The sequence below is a fragment of the Thermodesulfovibrio sp. Kuro-1 genome (assembly GCF_006538445.1).
Classification (GTDB): domain Bacteria; phylum Nitrospirota; class Thermodesulfovibrionia; order Thermodesulfovibrionales; family Thermodesulfovibrionaceae; genus Thermodesulfovibrio; species Thermodesulfovibrio yellowstonii.
In genome coordinates, this window is the sequence record NZ_BJKS01000004.1 from 94,934 (window position 1) to 111,395 (window position 16,462).

Consider the following 16,462-nt stretch of genomic DNA (forward strand, 5'->3'; position numbering starts at 1 on the left):
TAATCAAAAATATGACATGGATAAAATAATAGATAAATTGGAAAGATTATATAATTCTTTTGACTTCCAATCTACTGTAGAGAGAGACCCTATAAGATTTCCTAGGAGATATAAAAATCCTTTAGACATAGAAATAGCAGGAATAATTGCCTCTTTTTTTGCCTATGGAAATATAAAATCTTTTTGTAATTTTCTTGAAGGACTTTTTAATATCATGGGACAGCATCCTTCAGAGTTTATATTAAATTTCAACCCTTCTTCTTTAATGAAAAAATTAGAGATTAAATACAGATTCAGTAGTGTTTATGATGTTGTTGCCTTTCTTTTCATTCTTAAAAAGTTGATTCAGCAGTCTCCAATAAAATCTCTGGAATATTATTTTCAATCGGACAGTCATATTCAAAAAATTTCTAACTTTGTTCAATCAGCATTTAAGGTAAATTTGGAACCTATATATGGAAAAAATATTAAAACCAAAGGATTACTTCACTTTTTCCCAGACCCATTGAAAGGAAGTCCCTGCAAGAGAATTAATCTTTTTCTCAGATGGATGGTAAGGAAAAGGGATATTGATTTTGCTCTATGGAATACAATTAAACCATCTGAACTTATTATTCCTCTTGATGTGCATATATGGAGAGTTTCAAAAAAATTGGGCTTTACCAAAAGAAACACTCAGAGTATAAAAACTGCTATGGAAATTACCGAATATTTAAAGAAAATAGAGCCAGAAGACCCATTAAAATATGACTTTGTTCTCTGTCACGGTGATATCAATTCGTTGATATGATAACTGCCCTGAGCAGAGAAATAGACCATGATATTTGTTTTATAAGTTCTTCTTCGTTGGGCAATCTGTTTTCATTATAGCATTTGTTAGCTATTTTTATTGCTGAATTTGCTATCTCAGAGATTTCCTTTTTCAAATCTTCTTTGGAACTTAACTTTATCTGTTTTATTGCATTATCTATTTTAATGTGGATATCTGCGGATGTATTTAAATAATGGCTAAAAGCTTCATCAAATTTTATATGATATTCCCTATTAAAATAGCCCTCCTTTTCATACATTTTTCCATCACTTGCAGGTGAGTCTCCATAAGGAAAATTATGAAGAGGCTGAGAAAGGTCTCCTATATAATGGGCTATGCTAACAAGATAGTATTCATAAGCAAGAACATTGTCAGGTTTTGTTCTGTCAAGAGATTTCATTTTTTCATAAATCTGAACTATTTTCCAGTAAAGCACTCCTGCAGGATGAGGAACTGAAATTCTAAAATTTTTACCATCTACTAAAAGAAAAGCCTCTTTGATACCAAATTTATCTATATATTCAGGAGTAACTAAAGTATCAGGTGAAGCATCATGATAATGAAAAGGTGCAAGCAAATCATAGTTTTCATCTCTAATAATGTCAGGCATACATGCTGCCTCAGGAATTCTAATCCTAGCTTTTTTTGCAATATAGGCATGGGTTTTACAATCCCATGCATGGGAGATGGAAATAGGAAAAAAGAGGATGAGGAAAACTATGAAATATTTTAATTTTTCTCTCATCCTCATTAGTTAAACCTCTCCTATAGTTTATACTGAAGCTGCCATCTTATGAAAGTGGCATTTTTAGCATCTTTATAAAAATCACCAGGTTCAAAATACTCAATCTGAAGCATTCCATCAAGATTTTTATTGAATTTATAGTTTCCTATAACTGCCCAGAGGTCACCTCTGTTTTTGCCATTATATGAAAACATATTTTGATACGTTGAATTTATGCTACTGCTTTGAATTTGCTCATCAGCCCATAAATGCTGATAAGACAATTTTATATCAGCATTCTTAAATGGATAAATTTTTAAATTTGCTACCAATGCTTTCATGTTTGTCCAGTACCCAGGAATTGGACCACCTTTACCTGAAGTTTCAGGAATTAAGGTATAGATCAAAAGCTCATTCCACTGCGGTGCTCTTGAAAATAAAGGATTAAATCCTTCATCCTTATCGTTAGAAACTGTTTTATCGCCCGATAGATATACATAACCTACTTCTACGTTTGGTGTAAGTGGCGAGTTTTTAAAACTATAACCTGCAAAAGCATATCCTCCAACTCCTCTTATTTTCTTTCCACCATCATCATATTTTCCTATCTGTCGGGCTATTTCGCCTCTTAGCGTAAAGTCATTTACTTTGAAAACTGTTCTTATACCGAAGGTATTGATATATTTTTCATCAATTCCAATATACTCCTCTTCTTTTTTATAGATGTAGTAAGGTTCTATATTCAACCATTCAAATATTTTATTCCTTCCATAGACCCAGAATCCCCTCTCATTTGAAGCAGTAAGCCTTTTTTTATGCTCTATATATGTACGATCTGCGGAGCCACTATCGTAATATGCTGGATGAAGGCTCGGCAGATATTGGTCTGTTTTAGGGTCTGAGACATACACAATATCAACAGATTGTCCCTTAGCAATCAAAACCGTAGCCTTTAATGCATTAAAATAAAAGGTTCTTGAACCATCACCTGGCGTGCCATCAAGAATTAGAAATCCTTCTCCATACATGTCTTTACCAAGAAAATCCTGCCTACCTATACGGAAATTTATTGGTATATCAAATGGTTTTTTAATATCAATATATAAATTATCAATCAGCACCTCATCCTGGTCAAGATTTTTAAAATTTGTTCTATTGTCAAGGGGTAATTCATAAGGACCATCATAATATTTTGGCTCAGTCGCTATTCTTGCATAGGCACTTAAATTATCATTGAACTTTACATTGTCCCATAGCTGAATTCTTAGTCTGAAAAAGTTTCTGTCAGGTTGAGCATCACGAGCTGTTCCGAGAGAGACTACATTATCCCAGATTTCCTGCCTTAGTCTTACAGAAGCACCTGGTTCATTCTCAATAGCAAAGGAAACAGAAAAAAAACTAATAAAAAAGCCGAAAAATAATAGAAACCTGAAGAGTTGCTTCATACCCACCTCCAAAAATTTTAAAAAATGAAAAGAATTATACCATATATCAAAAAATTTTTTTACCAATTTTTTCTTATTTGTTGTAAAATTTAAAAAACATTCCTTAGGAGGTGTTCCATGAGAGAAGAAGAAATCATTGAAGTTCTAAAAAGAGAAAATGAAGAATTTCGCAAGCTTTATGAAGAACACAGGCACCTTGATAGCCTTCTTGATGAAATGAACAAAAAACCTTATTTAACTCCTGAAGAAGAAGTTGAGAAAAAAAGAATGCAGAAAGAGAAACTTTATAAGAAAGATAAAATGGCTGAAATCATAAGACAATACAAAACTAAGCTCTCAAAGGAGGCAACTAAGTGAGAAGCGACAGCATTAAAAAAGGTCTTGAAAGAACTCCTCACAGGGCTCTTCTTTTCGCAACAGGAATTCCAAAATCCGAAATGAATAAACCATTCATAGGGGTGGCTACGAGTTTTACAGATATAATACCCGGACATATTTCAATGAAAGAACTTGAGAGATTTATAGAAAAAGGAATCCATACCGGAGGAGGCTATCCATTTTTCTTTGGTATTCCCGGTATTTGTGATGGAATAGCAATGGGACATAAAGGAATGAAGTATTCTTTACCATCAAGAGAATTAATCGCAGATATAATTGAATGCATTGTTGAGGCACATCAGTTTGATGGAATTGTTCTTCTTACGAACTGTGATAAAATTACTCCGGGAATGCTTATGGCTGCAGCAAGGCTTGATATCCCTGCAATTGTACTTACAGCAGGTCCGATGCTCGCAGGGTACTACAAGGGGCAGAGAAGAAATCTTACTTCTGATACCTTTGAAGCTATTGGAAAATTCAAAAAAGGAGTTTTAACAGAAAAAGACCTTGAAGCACTTGAACTTTGTGCCTGTCCTGGAGCAGGCTCCTGTCAGGGAATGTATACTGCAAATACAATGGCATGTGTTACTGAAGCTCTTGGTATGAGTTTGCCAGGAACTGCTGCAACTCCTGCTGTTATGTCTGAAAAAAGAAGACTCGCCTTTGAAACAGGAGTAAAGATTGTTGAACTTGTTAGAAAAAAAATCAATGCACGTCAGATACTTACAAAAGAAGCTTTTTATAATGCTATCGCAGTTGATATGGCACTTGGTGGCTCTACAAATACCGTGCTTCACATAAAGGCAATTGCCAATGAAGCAGGCATAAATCTTCCACTTGAAGTATTTGATGAAATAAGCAGAAAAACGCCACATCTTGTGAATATAATTCCTTCAGGTGAACACTACATGGAAGACCTTTATAAAGCTGGAGGAATCCCAGCGGTTCTTAAAAGACTTAAAGATAAAATTTATTCAAATCCGACAGTTTCAGGTATTGATATAAAAGAAATTGCTCAAAAAGCAGAAATTTACGATGAAAATGTAATTCGTTCAATCAAAAAAGCTTATCACAAAGAAGGAGGAGTTGCTATCCTTAAAGGAAATCTTGCACCAGATGGAGCTGTTGTAAAGCAAACTGCTGTTTCTTCAAAAATGCTTAAATTTGAAGGAATTGCCAGATGCTTTGATTCTGAAGAAAATGCTATGAAAGCAATTCTTGATGGAAAAATTAAAGAAGGTGATGTAATCATAATAAGATATGAAGGACCTTCTGGCGGTCCTGGCATGAGAGAAATGCTTTCTCCAACAAGCGCAATCACAGGAATGGGACTTAATGAATCCGTTGCCTTGATTACAGATGGAAGATTTTCAGGTGGTACCAGAGGACCATGCATTGGACATGTATCACCAGAAGCAGCTCGTGGTGGTCCGATTGCTATTGTTAAAGATGGTGATAAAATTCTTATTGATATACCAAAAAGGAAAATTGAAATTCTTATTTCAGAAAGCGAAATTAAAAAGAGGCTTAAAAACTGGAAACCTCCAAAACAAAAAATAGAAAAAGGATATCTTCTGAGATATGCTCGTAATGTTAGTTCAGCTGACAAAGGTGCAATACTTGAATAAAGTTTGATTTTTTTTGTATCTTAAATAAAGCCGGAGTGGCGGAACTGGTAGACGCAAGGGACTTAAAATCCCTCGGAGGGTTCCCTCCGTACGAGTTCGAGTCTCGTCTCCGGCATTATTTTTATTTTGGAGGGCATAATGATTAAAAAGGCTGTCCTTCCTGTAGCAGGGCTTGGAACAAGATTTCTTCCCGCAACAAAGGCTTCACCGAAAGAAATGCTTCCTATAATAGATAAACCGCTTATTCAATATGCGGTTGAGGAAGCAGTAAAAGCAGGAATTGAAGAATTTTTATTTATCACAGGTAAACATAAAAGAGCTATTGAAGACCATTTTGACAAAGCTTATGAATTGGAAGAAAGACTCAAAACTGCTGGAAAGTATGAACTTTTAGACAAAATAAACTGTTTTGAAAATCTCAATTTTGCATATATTAGACAGAAAGAACCTAAAGGACTTGGAGATGCTATCCTCTGTGCTAAACCATTTGTCAAAGATGAAGCTTTTATAGTAATTCTCAGTGATGATTTAATAGACCCTGAATACTCTATTTTGAATGAAATGATGAAAATTTATGAAGCAAAAAAAGCTCCTGTAATAGCTCTTGAGGAAGTTCCTCTAAGTGAAGTTTCAAGATATGGCATAGTTTCTGGAAAAACAGTTAATGGTTATTACATTATTGACGACTTAGTAGAAAAGCCCGAAGCATCTTTTAGTCCTTCACGACTTGCAATAATTGGCAGATATATATTAACTCCTCAGATATTCAAATATCTTGAAAATCTTCAACCAGGTAAAAGCGGAGAAATTCAATTAACCGATGCTTTAAAATCGCTTTTAGAGGAAACTGCAATATATGGATATATTCTTAAGGGTAAAAGATACGATGCAGGAGAAAAGCTTGGCTATTTAAAAACAATAGTTGAATTTGCCTTGAAAGACAGGGAAATTTCTTCTGAGTTTGTAAAATTTCTACAGGAAAAACTCTCAAACTTTTACATCAACTAAAAAATCTTTTTTAAAAATATCAAAAATTTAGAAAAAACTGTTAAAATTAAACTAAAGATTGAAAAATTTTTTCAGGGGGCAAAAATGGATGAAATAAAAAAGGAAGATAAAGAACAAACCAATGAAAAACAAGAAAATAAAGAAATAGAAATACCAGAACAGCTTCCAATTCTGGCTGTAAGAGACATAGTTATTTTCCCTTACATGATAATTCCGCTATTTGTTGGAAGAGATATTTCTGTTAAAGCTGTTGAACATTCCTTAAATACTAACAGACTCATTCTTTTACTTACTCAGAAAGATTTCAATATAGAAACTCCCGAACCTCAAGACCTTTACAATATAGGGACAGTTTGCATGATTATGAGAATGCTGAGATTGCCTGATGGAAGGCTTAAAATACTTGTTCAAGGACTTTCAAAAGCAAAGGCATTAGAGTTTTCACAGTTTGAAGGTTTTTATCTTGCAAAAATAGAAAAAATTGAAGATATTCAACTAAAAGAATTTACTCTTGAACATGAAGCATTGGTAAGAACAGTAAAAGAGCAACTTGAAAAGGCAATTTCACTTGGGAAAAATATACCACCTGATGCAATGGTGATAATTGAAAATATTGATGAGCCGGGAAGGCTTGCTGACCTTATTGCTTCTAATCTCGGATTAAAAAGCTCTGAAGCACAGCAAATTCTTGAAATTACAGATCCTTTTGAAAGGTTAAATAAAATAAGAGAAATTCTTAATAGGGAAATTCAGTTGCTCACAATCCAGCAAAAAATTAAAAAAGAGGCAAGAGATGAAATAGATAAAACACAGAGAGAGTATTTTCTGAGAGAGCAGCTTAAAGCTATTCAGAAAGAGCTTGGAGACATTGATGAAAAAGCAGAAGAGATAAACGAATTTAGAAAAAAAATTGAAGAAGCAAAAATGCCTCAAAAAGTAAAAGAAGAAGCCGAAAAACAACTTAAAAGACTTGAAAGAATGCACCCTGAGGCAGCTGAATCAGCAGTTGTCAGAACATATCTTGAATGGTTGACTGAACTGCCATGGTCCCGTTCAACAGAAGATAGACTTGATATAAAAGCAGCTAAAGAAGTCCTCGACAAAGACCACTATGATCTTGAAAAAGTCAAAGAAAGAATACTTGAATATCTGAGTGTAAGAAAATTAAAGGAAAAAATGAAGGGACCAATTCTCTGCTTTATTGGTCCTCCAGGGGTTGGCAAAACCTCCTTAGGCCGCTCTATTGCAAAAGCTCTTGGTAGAGAATTTGTGAGAATATCTCTTGGAGGAGTAAGAGATGAAGCAGAAATTAGAGGACACAGAAGAACATATGTTGGAGCACTTCCTGGCAGAATAATTCAGGGTATAAGACAGGCAGGAACAAATAATCCTGTATTTATGCTTGATGAAATAGACAAACTTGGAATGGATTTCAGAGGTGATCCTTCTTCTGCACTTTTGGAAGTCCTTGACCCTGAGCAAAATAACAGTTTTGTTGACCATTACCTTGCTGTTCCATTTGATTTAAGCAATGTTATGTTTGTATGCACTGGTAATATTGCTGATACCATTCCTTCAGCTCTAAGAGATAGAATGGAAATAATATATCTTTCAGGATACACTGAAGAAGAAAAGCTTCAGATTGCAAAAAAATATCTAATTCCAAAACAACTTGAAGAACACGGGCTTAATTATTCAATTATGAAGATTAGCGATAAAGCCATAAAATATATAATTACTCATTACACAAGGGAAGCAGGAGTAAGAAATCTTGAAAGAGAAATAGCTAATCTATGTAGAAAAGTAGCTAAATTTATTGCGGAGGGAAAAAAGAAAAAATTTTATATTACCCCCCAAAAAGTTTCTAAATTTATTGGTGCTCCTAAATATCTTCCAGAGGAAGAACTTAAAAAAGAAGAGGTCGGAGTTGCCACAGGTCTTGCTTGGACTGAAGCTGGCGGCGATGTAATATATGTTGAAGCAACTATCATGAAAGGGAAAGGAAATCTCATTCTTACGGGACAACTCGGTGAGGTTATGAAAGAGTCTGCACAAGCTGCTTTAAGCTATGTAAAATCAAAGGCTAAAGAACTAAAAATTGATGAAAAACTCTTCAGTACAATGGATTTACATATACATGTTCCTGCAGGTGCTATTCCTAAGGATGGTCCTTCAGCAGGAATAACAATGGCATCAGCAATTGCCTCTGTTTTCACAGGAAAACCTTTGAGAAAAGATGTTGCAATGACAGGAGAGATTACTTTAAGAGGAAGGGTTCTACCAATTGGAGGACTTAAAGAAAAAGTGCTTGCTGCAAAAAGAATGGGTATAAAAACAGTTATCATACCTAAAAGAAATAAAAAAGACCTTGAGGAATTACCGAAATATGTAAAGGAAGGAATGAAATTTATCCTTGCAGAATCAATGGATCAGGTTTTAAAACACATATTCTCAAAAATAAAAACAAAGATTGACAAAAAGCAAGTTGTAACTGTCTAATTGTATTTATGAAAAAAGATGAACTTACCCTTGTAAAAGAAATAAGAGATAGATTTTCATTGCCTGAAGATATTGGGATCGGAATAGGAGATGATGCAGCAGTTTTAAATCTTAAAAGGTCTGCGATTCTTACTACTGATTTAATGATTGAGGATGTTCATTTTGAGCTGAGCTATACATCTTTTTATCATCTTGGATTCAAGATTGTTTCTGTAAATGTGAGTGATATCTATGCAATGGGTGGAGATTTTAAGGGTTTTTTATTTTCTGCAGGAGTTCCAGAAACTGTATCGGACCAAGATTTTAAGGAATTATTTGATGGAATTGAAGATGCATTAAAACATTATGGTGGATTTTTAATTGGTGGTGACCTCTCAAGAAGTAAAAATATAGTTCTTTCAGGCTTTGCAGTTGGAGAGGCTGAAAAACCTATTTTAAGGAAAGGTGCACAGGCAGGCGATTTAATTTTCATAACGTCTTACCTTGGTCTTTCATCAGCTGGTTTAAATCTTCTAAACAATCTTTCTGATGATGAAAAAAGATTTATAAAATCAATTAGAAATTTCAAAAATTGCAAGGAATATCCTGATAGACTCTTAAAATTTAAGGGCATCAATGAAATTTTAGAGAGACACCTTATGCCTATTGCAAGAAAACCTGATAAATTCAAACATATTGCAAAGGCTATGATGGATATAAGTGATGGATTGCTTATTGATTTACATAGACTTTGTGAGGAAAATAAGGTTGGAGCAGAAATTTATTTAGATCAACTTCCTATTCATCCAGCGATTACAAAAATTGCAGATTATTTAAATATTGAACCTATGAACCCCATACTCTCTGGTGGTGAGGATTATGAGCTTCTTGTTATATCTGATAGGCAGGATGCTAAAGAGTTTGGTTTGATTCCCGTGGGAAGAATAGTTGAAGAAAAAGGTATATATCTGATAGATCCTCAGAGAGGCAAAATTCCTACAAAACCAGAAGGTTGGCAGCATTTTCAATAATGAAAAATTTTACAGTAATCACTCTCGGATGTCCTAAAAACACTGTAGACTCACGCCATTTAATTGATGCATTAACAAAAGAAGGATTTTATTATGTGGAGGAGTTTAAAAAAGCAGATTTTGTTTTCATAAATACCTGCTGTTTTATAAATGATGCAAAAGAAGAATCAATTGATGAAATTTTAACAGCAGCAAAGTTTAAAATTGACAGAAAACTTATTGTTTTTGGGTGTCTTTCAAAAAGATATGGAAAAGAATTGGAAAAAGAGATACCTGAAATTGATGCAGTTTTTGGTGTTGACGAAAAGGATAAAATAATAGACTATATTAAACAATTCAGCAAAAACTCTAATTTTATATCTCAAAATTTTCAATATACTGTAGAACCACCAAGCTATAGATATATAAAAATTGCTGAGGGATGTAGCAGAAGATGCAGTTTCTGTATAATTCCAGATGTTCGTGGTCCTTTTAGAAGTTTAAATCCTGAAGACATACTTAAAGAAGTAGAGAATTTTGTTCATTCAGGGATAAAAGAGTTTATTTTGGTTGCTCAGGATATCACACAGTATGGTAAAGATTTGAAAGGATATACTTTGAAAAGACTGCTTAAAGATTTATGTTCTATAAGCGGAGATTTCTGGATAAGGCTTCTTTATCTTTATCCATCTGATATTGATGAAAATTTAATAGAAACAATTGCTGATGAAGAAAAAATCGTCAAATATCTTGATATTCCTATGCAACACAGTGAAGAAAGAATTCTCCGATTAATGGGAAGGAGAGGAACAAAAAAGGAGTATCTAAAAAAGATAAAACAAATTAGACAAGCAATACCGGAAGTTACCTTAAGAAGCACTTTTATTGTTGGATTTCCTACAGAAACAGAAGAAGAGTTTCAAAGACTTGTTGACTTTATAGAAGAAGTTCAGTTTGACAGGCTTGGAGTATTTAAATACTCAAAAGAGGAAGGAACTAAGGCTTATAGTTTAAAGGGACAGATTCCTGAAAATGTTAAAAATAGAAGATATAATGAGATTATGGCAAGACAGGCAGTTATATCTCTTGAAAAAAACCGAGCACTTATTGGGAAAAAATATGAGGCATTGATAGATTATATTGATGCTGATATTGCAATAGCAAGGCTTTATTGTCATGCTCCAGAAATAGATGGTGTGGTAATATTAGAAAATACAGCAGATTTGAAAGCAGGAGAAAAAGTAACTATACTTATAACTGAAGGCTATGAATACGATGTGAAAGGAGTTATTGTTTAGTGAAAAAATATTTAATTCCTTTGATTCTTTTTATTATGACTATTTTTACAACTCTTTTTGCAGGAGCACTTCAGCAGGGGATTAATCTGTTTAAAGAGCCAATGAGGCTATGGGAAGGTTATCCATTTTCAATAAGTATAATGACAATTTTACTTGGACATGAGATGGGTCATTACTTTGCATCAAAAGCTCACAGAACAAAAGCAACATTGCCATATTTTATTCCTGCTCCTTCAATAATAGGAACTTTCGGAGCTTTTATAAAGATGAAATCACCTATTCTTACAAGAAAAGCACTTATTGACATAGGAGCAACAGGTCCGATAGTAGGCTTTATTTTATCTCTAATTGCTTGCATCATAGGGCTTAAAATGTCAAAAATCATTCCTTTAACTTATGGAGAAGATATGTTCATGCTTGGAGACTCTATTCTTTTTTCTTTACTTGTTAAGTTTACTCTTGGCAATATTCCGGCAGGTCAGGATGTTCTTCTTCATTCTGTTGCCTTTGCTGGATGGATAGGACTATTTGTAACTTCAATGAATCTTTTACCTGTAGGACAACTTGACGGCGGTCATATTGCATATGCATTATTTGGAAAATGGCATTTCTATATCTCACGAACAATGCTTTTTTTTATCGCTGCTTTAGGAGTCTTTTACTGGTATGGATGGCTTGTATGGGCATTATTGCTTGTCTTTTTAGGTGTAGACCATCCACCTATATTAGTATGGGAAAGTAGATTATCATTAAGTAGAAGAATTGTAGGAATATTGTCTTTTATTATTTTCCTATTGACCTTTACTCCTACACCTTTCAACTTTTAGTTTATGCAAACCTATATTGATTATAGAAAAGCTCAGAAACCTCTTAATCTTGATAACTTTATAGTTGAAATCGGTTTTGGTTCAGGGGATTTTTTAATCGCACTTGCTGAGAGAAACAGAGAGGAGATATTTTTCGGAATTGAAAAATCATGGATACCTGTTAACAAACTTTTAAAAAAATGTAAACTCAGAGAAATCAATAATATTTATTGTACACGGCTTGATGCTTACTGGGCATTTCAGCTTTTGTTCAAAGACAAAAGCGTGAAAATGATAATAATGAACTATCCAGACCCTTGGTTTAAAAAATCTCATGTTGAAAAAAGACTTACAAAAAGAGAGAATCTTTTTATTTATGCAAAAAAACTCATTCCCAATGGTGAAATTAAGATAAGAACAGATGATTATCCCTTTGTTGAGTTTACCTTACAAGAGAGTAATTTTCTGAAATGCTTTTCCACCAGTATTTCAAATCCCTCTATCAATGAGCCCTTAACAAAATATGAAAAAAAATGGCTTTCAATGGGCAAAAGTATATGGGATATTGTTCTTAAAAAAGAAAAAGAACCAGCACTTATAGAAGTCAAAAAAATTACGGAGGTGAAGGAGTTGTTTCCTGTAAAAGTATTCAATAAAGAATTGAATATTAATGCAATATCTCATAAGGAATTTAAGATTGAAGAGGGCTTATATTTAAAGTGTTTTTCTGTATGGAAAAGAAATCAGGATTATGCTATAGAAGTAGTTCTTTCAGAAAAGGATTTTCTTCAGGCTTTTCTTATAACTGCTAAAAAGAAAGATGAATACTTTATAATAGATGTATCTCAATTCAGTGAAATTTTAAAAACTGAAGGTGTGCAGAAGACATTAAATTTTTTAGCTAATTTATTTGTGGAGGCATTATGAAGAAAAAAATTATTGTATGCGTGCAACAGGACATCAAAAACACTATTAACTGGGCATTAAAAGACCTTCCGGTTGTTTCTGCTCAATATTTTGACCATATCTATCAAGTTGAGAAACTTTTTGCAGGAGAAACAGATTTTTGTGGAATAGTAATAGATTCAAAAATTGATAATGAAAGTTCAATTCCTTTTTTGCAGACAATTAGAGACAAATCCAAAATAAAAATTCTTCTTATAATTTCAGCTGATACTCCAAAGCAGGAAATATTAAAACTTATTCAGGACAGAATGGTTGATAATGTTATTATAAGACCCTTTAATGCAAATCAAATGGTTGATGCCGTTGCAAAAATATGCGGAATAGAAAGACCATCTGAAAAACCATGGTATATGTATACAAAGCCTCAGTAATTTTGCTATAATTTTTTGCTATGGAAAATAAAATCAACTTTGAAGAAAAACTGGAAGAAGCAAATCTACTTCTTAGATATAGAGAGTTTGAAGAAGCCTGTAAAATTTATGATGAGTTATTAAATGAAAACTATCAATCTCCTGAACTCTACAATAATTATGGTCTTGCACTTTTTTATCTTGATAAATTTGATGAAGCTGTAGAAAAATTCCAAAAAGCAATTGAAATTGACACTTCTTTTGCCTTAGCTTACGCAAACATGGGGCTTGTTTATTTAAATAAGGCTGAATATGAAAAGGCAGAACAATTTTTTTTGCAAGCACTTGAAAGAGACCCTGAAAATCCTGAAACACACTATAATATTGCAGTAACATATTATAGACTAAATAAAAAAACCGACGCATTGAAACACTATGAAGCATTTCTTGGTGTTTCAGGAGATGATTACGGAAAATTAAAAGAAAGCGTTCAAAAAATTATTGCTCAGATTAAATCTATTCAAAAAGAAGAGGGTTCTCAAGTATAAATTTCTGAACTATCTCCGCAGCATTTTTAACTTCTTTAGTTATTAAAAGTTCAGTTCTATCAGTAACTATGTTGCTAATACTTCTTATCTCAGTAACAGGAATATTATAAAGTTGACCAACTTTTGCTATAGCAGCGCCTTCCATATTTTCACATATAGCACCGAATTTTTTCTCAAGAAAATTTGCTCTTTTTAGATTTCCAGTGCAGGCTGAAACAGTGAGAAATGTTCCTTTTTTATAATTTTGTAATGAAGTAGGTATATGAAGGGGAAATTCCTGATAATCCATAAAAAGAAAAGAATTTTCACCAGTTTCACAATTGATTAATAGCCCTTGATCTGCTTCTATCTCCTTTTCAGCAACGGCAATATCACCAATATCAAGTCCAGAGGATGGATACGCTCCCGCTATTCCTGAGATAATTGCTTTATTTATGGGAAAGTTTTCAAATGCAAGGATTGATGCAATTGAAGCATTTATTTTCCCGATTCCTGATATACATAAGAGTATTTCATGCTTTTGTATTTTACCCTTTATAAAAGAAACTTTTTTTAAAACAAAACTTGATTTATTCTTTAATCTATCAAAAATTATCTCACACTCAATCGGAGTTGCAAAAAACAGTGCTATCAATTTATTTTGCTCTTTCAAGAAGTGATGGGTGAAGTGTTTGTTGTATTTTTTTAATTAAAATTTTAAATCTTCGTTCCATGCTTATCATTTTTGATTTTCTAACCATATTTAACCTCCACAAAATGCTGGATTATAATAGCAAATTAAATTGATTTACTTCAATTTTTAATCTTTGTAATTCTTCTTTTGAATATCCAGAAAAAAGTTCTGAAAAAATTGTATTATTGGTTAAAAGAGGATCCAAATCATCAGGGATAACTCCTTTTTTGACAAGTTCATCCCAGTAATAAGTTCCTTTTATAGGAGAAAACTCTGTTAAATGTATTCTAACTTTTAGTTTTTTCAGAAAATCAACCCCAACTCTTACTTCATCAAGGCTTTGTTCTGGCAATCCATACATTATATAAACACCTATATCTTGAGATAAAAATCCTGCTTCCTTAAGATAAAAAACTGCTTTTTCAAGTTCTTCATTAGTTACCTTTCCACCTGTTTCAATCTGTCTTTTAATATTTACGGTCTCAAGGCTCAATCTCAATGTTTTAAATCCAGCTTTTTTCATCAATTGAGCAACATTTTTATTAATAAATCTTGCATGAAGTCCATTTGGAGTATGAAACCTCAATTGAAAGTTTCTCTTGATTATTTCTCTAAGTAAGGGCTCTAAGTGTGTTTCAGATTTATAAAGCAATGCGTCATCATAAAAAGCAAAATCTCTTACACCCATATTATAGAGTTCTTCTATTTCATTGATAACTTCTTCTATTTTTCTTTGCTCAAATGATTTATATATGAGGGAAGATGCACAATAGTGACATCTAAACGGACATCCAGTAGAAGTTAATATGGGAGCATAGGGTATTTTATTGTAAAAACCTAACTGCCACCAGAATTTAGATTGTTCTCTGACTCTTTTAAGTTTGATCCCGAAATTACTGATATTATCAATCAGTCTATCTTCTATCTGTCCTGTATATATAGAATCAGCATTTATTTTTTCCTTTGCATGTTCCTTATAAAGTGTTGCATAAATTCCTCCGATAACTATTGGAATATTAGGGAACTTTTCCCTGATGATATTTACAACTTCATTTACTCCATACCACCAATAAGCCATTATTGATGTAATTAAAATCAAATCTACATGATAAATCTCTTTTAGTTTATCTATGAACTCATCAAGACTAATTCCATATCTTTTATATTTTTTGGGAACATTTCTGAGAATATCAGGCTTTTCAACAATCTGATAACTATACTTTCCAGTTCCATATTTTTTAACTGTAAATGAGTCACAGCAGTCAATGAAAAAAAGTTTTAGATTAAATTGACTTAAAAACTCAGCAACTTTGAGTAAGCCAAGAGGTCTTGCCCAGAAATTATAGGCAGCAAAATCATAAATCCATGGATTAATGAGTAAAACTCTGTAAGTCACGACAGTTTTCTAAAAGCAACAATAAATCCTGTATGTGCCACCATTCTTAATGCAGGCCTCAGGCTTAAACCTTCTTTTTCCCACTTTCTTTCAAGAAGTTCAAATATACCAATTTTATAGAGGCGGTCATAAAATTTTTTATCAAACTCTTCCATTAAACTATAAATCTGAAGAACTGTTGTGAGATAGCAGCCAATAATGCCTCCTGGTTTCAAAACATCTATAACTTTATCAAGAAAAAGCCATGGTTCTGTAAGGTCAAGAATTACTCTGTCAAAATCCTTTTCATCTATTCCTTCAGAAATATCTTTATTTTCAAGGGTTAATTCTCCGTATGATTTGTTCTTCATAAATTTTTCAATATTTACTTTTGCTGTTTCATGGAAATCTTTTCTCTTCTCATAAGATACTATTTTCCCGCTTTCGCCCACTGCTCTTAAAAGATATAAAGTCAGTGCTCCAGAACCTGTTCCTGCTTCAAAAACTTTTGCTCCTGGAAAAATATCAAGAAGAGTTATAATTCTTGATATATCCTTCGGATAGATAATCTGAGCACCTCTTTTCATTTTAAGTATATATTCTTCAAGAGTAGGTTTAAAAACATAAAGTTTTTCTCCCATAGAAGAGAAAACTTTAAGTCCGTCATTTTTACCAATAATATCATTAAATTGCACGTATCCTTTATGAAAGGAAAAGGTGGCATCTTTTTTTAAACTAACAAGATACTTTCTACCTTTTGAATCTATGAGGAGTGCTAAATCTTCTTCTTTGAATATTGACAAACTTAACCTCCAATAAAAAAGCGGGCGACGGGATTCGAACCCGCGACCTTCAGCTTGGGAAGCTGACACTCTCCCGCTGAGTTACGCCCGCAAAGTGCTATAAATTTTTATAGCATTGTAGATTAAAATATGTCAATTAGTAAACTTCTCTGTTGATTATG

At 33.0% G+C, this 16,462-nt stretch carries 16 protein-coding genes and 2 tRNA genes; 12 read left to right on the forward strand and 6 right to left on the reverse strand.

Annotated elements, in window-relative coordinates; all coding sequences use genetic code 11:
* The first annotated feature begins 16 nt into the window (after positions 1–16).
* Complete coding sequence (locus FLY87_RS06365) at positions 17–790, forward strand: TIGR02757 family protein (RefSeq protein ID WP_028842540.1); 774 nt, start codon at positions 17–19, stop codon at positions 788–790.
* Here the strand turns inward: FLY87_RS06365 and FLY87_RS06370 are convergent.
* Positions 774–1,556 carry a S1/P1 nuclease gene (locus FLY87_RS06370; RefSeq protein WP_028842539.1) on the reverse strand — a complete coding sequence of 261 codons (783 nt, stop codon included), beginning with the start codon at positions 1,554–1,556 and terminating at the stop codon, positions 774–776. The two genes, FLY87_RS06365 and FLY87_RS06370, sit on opposite strands and share 17 nt — an antisense overlap.
* 20 nt (positions 1,557–1,576) lie before the next feature.
* Positions 1,577–2,980 carry an alginate export family protein gene (locus tag FLY87_RS06375; RefSeq protein ID WP_141266613.1) on the reverse strand — a complete coding sequence of 468 codons (1,404 nt, stop codon included), beginning with the start codon at positions 2,978–2,980 and terminating at the stop codon, positions 1,577–1,579.
* Positions 2,981–3,097: 117 nt separating this feature from the next.
* Between FLY87_RS06375 and FLY87_RS06380 the strand changes: the two genes are divergently transcribed.
* The 11 genes from FLY87_RS06380 (at position 3,098) to FLY87_RS06430 (ending at position 13,450) form a co-directional block, all read left to right on the forward strand.
* Entirely contained in the window at positions 3,098–3,337 is a 240-nt protein-coding gene (locus FLY87_RS06380; protein ID WP_028842537.1) for a DUF465 domain-containing protein, read from the forward strand.
* Positions 3,334–4,986: a dihydroxy-acid dehydratase gene (gene ilvD, locus FLY87_RS06385; RefSeq protein ID WP_012546643.1), complete on the forward strand. Its 1,653-nt coding sequence runs from the start codon at positions 3,334–3,336 to the stop codon at positions 4,984–4,986. Before FLY87_RS06380 ends, ilvD begins: the two co-directional genes overlap by 4 nt.
* A 29-nt stretch (positions 4,987–5,015) precedes the next feature.
* Positions 5,016–5,101 (forward strand) — tRNA-Leu (locus FLY87_RS06390).
* 23 nt (positions 5,102–5,124) lie between these two features.
* Positions 5,125–5,994, forward strand: coding sequence for a UTP--glucose-1-phosphate uridylyltransferase GalU (gene galU, locus FLY87_RS06395; protein WP_012546586.1), 870 nt, complete (start codon positions 5,125–5,127; stop codon positions 5,992–5,994).
* A gap of 84 nt (positions 5,995–6,078) precedes the next feature.
* Complete coding sequence (lon, locus tag FLY87_RS06400) at positions 6,079–8,493, forward strand: endopeptidase La (protein WP_141266615.1); 2,415 nt, start codon at positions 6,079–6,081, stop codon at positions 8,491–8,493.
* A gap of 8 nt (positions 8,494–8,501) precedes the next feature.
* Entirely contained in the window at positions 8,502–9,503 is a 1,002-nt protein-coding gene (gene thiL, locus FLY87_RS06405) for a thiamine-phosphate kinase (RefSeq protein ID WP_141266617.1), read from the forward strand.
* On the forward strand, positions 9,485–10,780 hold the full coding sequence (gene rimO, locus FLY87_RS06410; RefSeq protein WP_181406001.1) for a 30S ribosomal protein S12 methylthiotransferase RimO: 1,296 nt from the start codon (positions 9,485–9,487) through the stop codon (positions 10,778–10,780). The genes thiL and rimO overlap by 19 nt, the downstream gene beginning before the upstream one ends.
* Positions 10,780–11,607 (forward strand): site-2 protease family protein, encoded by an 828-nt coding sequence (locus FLY87_RS06415; protein ID WP_012545051.1) that lies wholly within the window; start codon positions 10,780–10,782, stop codon positions 11,605–11,607. Before rimO ends, FLY87_RS06415 begins: the two co-directional genes overlap by 1 nt.
* 3 nt (positions 11,608–11,610) lie before the next feature.
* Entirely contained in the window at positions 11,611–12,513 is a 903-nt protein-coding gene (trmB, locus tag FLY87_RS06420; RefSeq protein WP_012545935.1) for a tRNA (guanosine(46)-N7)-methyltransferase TrmB, read from the forward strand.
* Entirely contained in the window at positions 12,510–12,923 is a 414-nt protein-coding gene (locus FLY87_RS06425; protein ID WP_012545505.1) for a hypothetical protein, read from the forward strand. The genes trmB and FLY87_RS06425 overlap by 4 nt, the downstream gene beginning before the upstream one ends.
* Before the next feature lie 20 nt (positions 12,924–12,943).
* Positions 12,944–13,450 (forward strand): tetratricopeptide repeat protein, encoded by a 507-nt coding sequence (locus FLY87_RS06430; RefSeq protein WP_141266619.1) that lies wholly within the window; start codon positions 12,944–12,946, stop codon positions 13,448–13,450.
* On the opposite strand, the gene FLY87_RS06435 is transcribed toward FLY87_RS06430, so the two are convergent.
* The 4 genes from FLY87_RS06435 to FLY87_RS06455 all read right to left on the reverse strand — a co-directional run bounded on the left by FLY87_RS06435 (position 13,419) and on the right by FLY87_RS06455 (position 16,392).
* On the reverse strand, positions 13,419–14,084 hold the full coding sequence (locus FLY87_RS06435; RefSeq protein WP_012546685.1) for an MTA/SAH nucleosidase: 666 nt from the start codon (positions 14,082–14,084) through the stop codon (positions 13,419–13,421). The genes FLY87_RS06430 and FLY87_RS06435 overlap by 32 nt on opposite strands.
* 130 nt (positions 14,085–14,214) lie before the next feature.
* Complete coding sequence (locus FLY87_RS06445; protein WP_141266621.1) at positions 14,215–15,519, reverse strand: radical SAM protein; 1,305 nt, start codon at positions 15,517–15,519, stop codon at positions 14,215–14,217.
* On the reverse strand, positions 15,516–16,301 hold the full coding sequence (locus FLY87_RS06450) for a tRNA (adenine-N1)-methyltransferase (RefSeq protein ID WP_012546052.1): 786 nt from the start codon (positions 16,299–16,301) through the stop codon (positions 15,516–15,518). Before FLY87_RS06450 ends, FLY87_RS06445 begins: the two co-directional genes overlap by 4 nt.
* 19 nt (positions 16,302–16,320) lie before the next feature.
* Positions 16,321–16,392: transfer RNA gene (locus tag FLY87_RS06455), tRNA-Gly, on the reverse strand.
* Positions 16,393–16,462 lie beyond the last annotated feature (70 nt).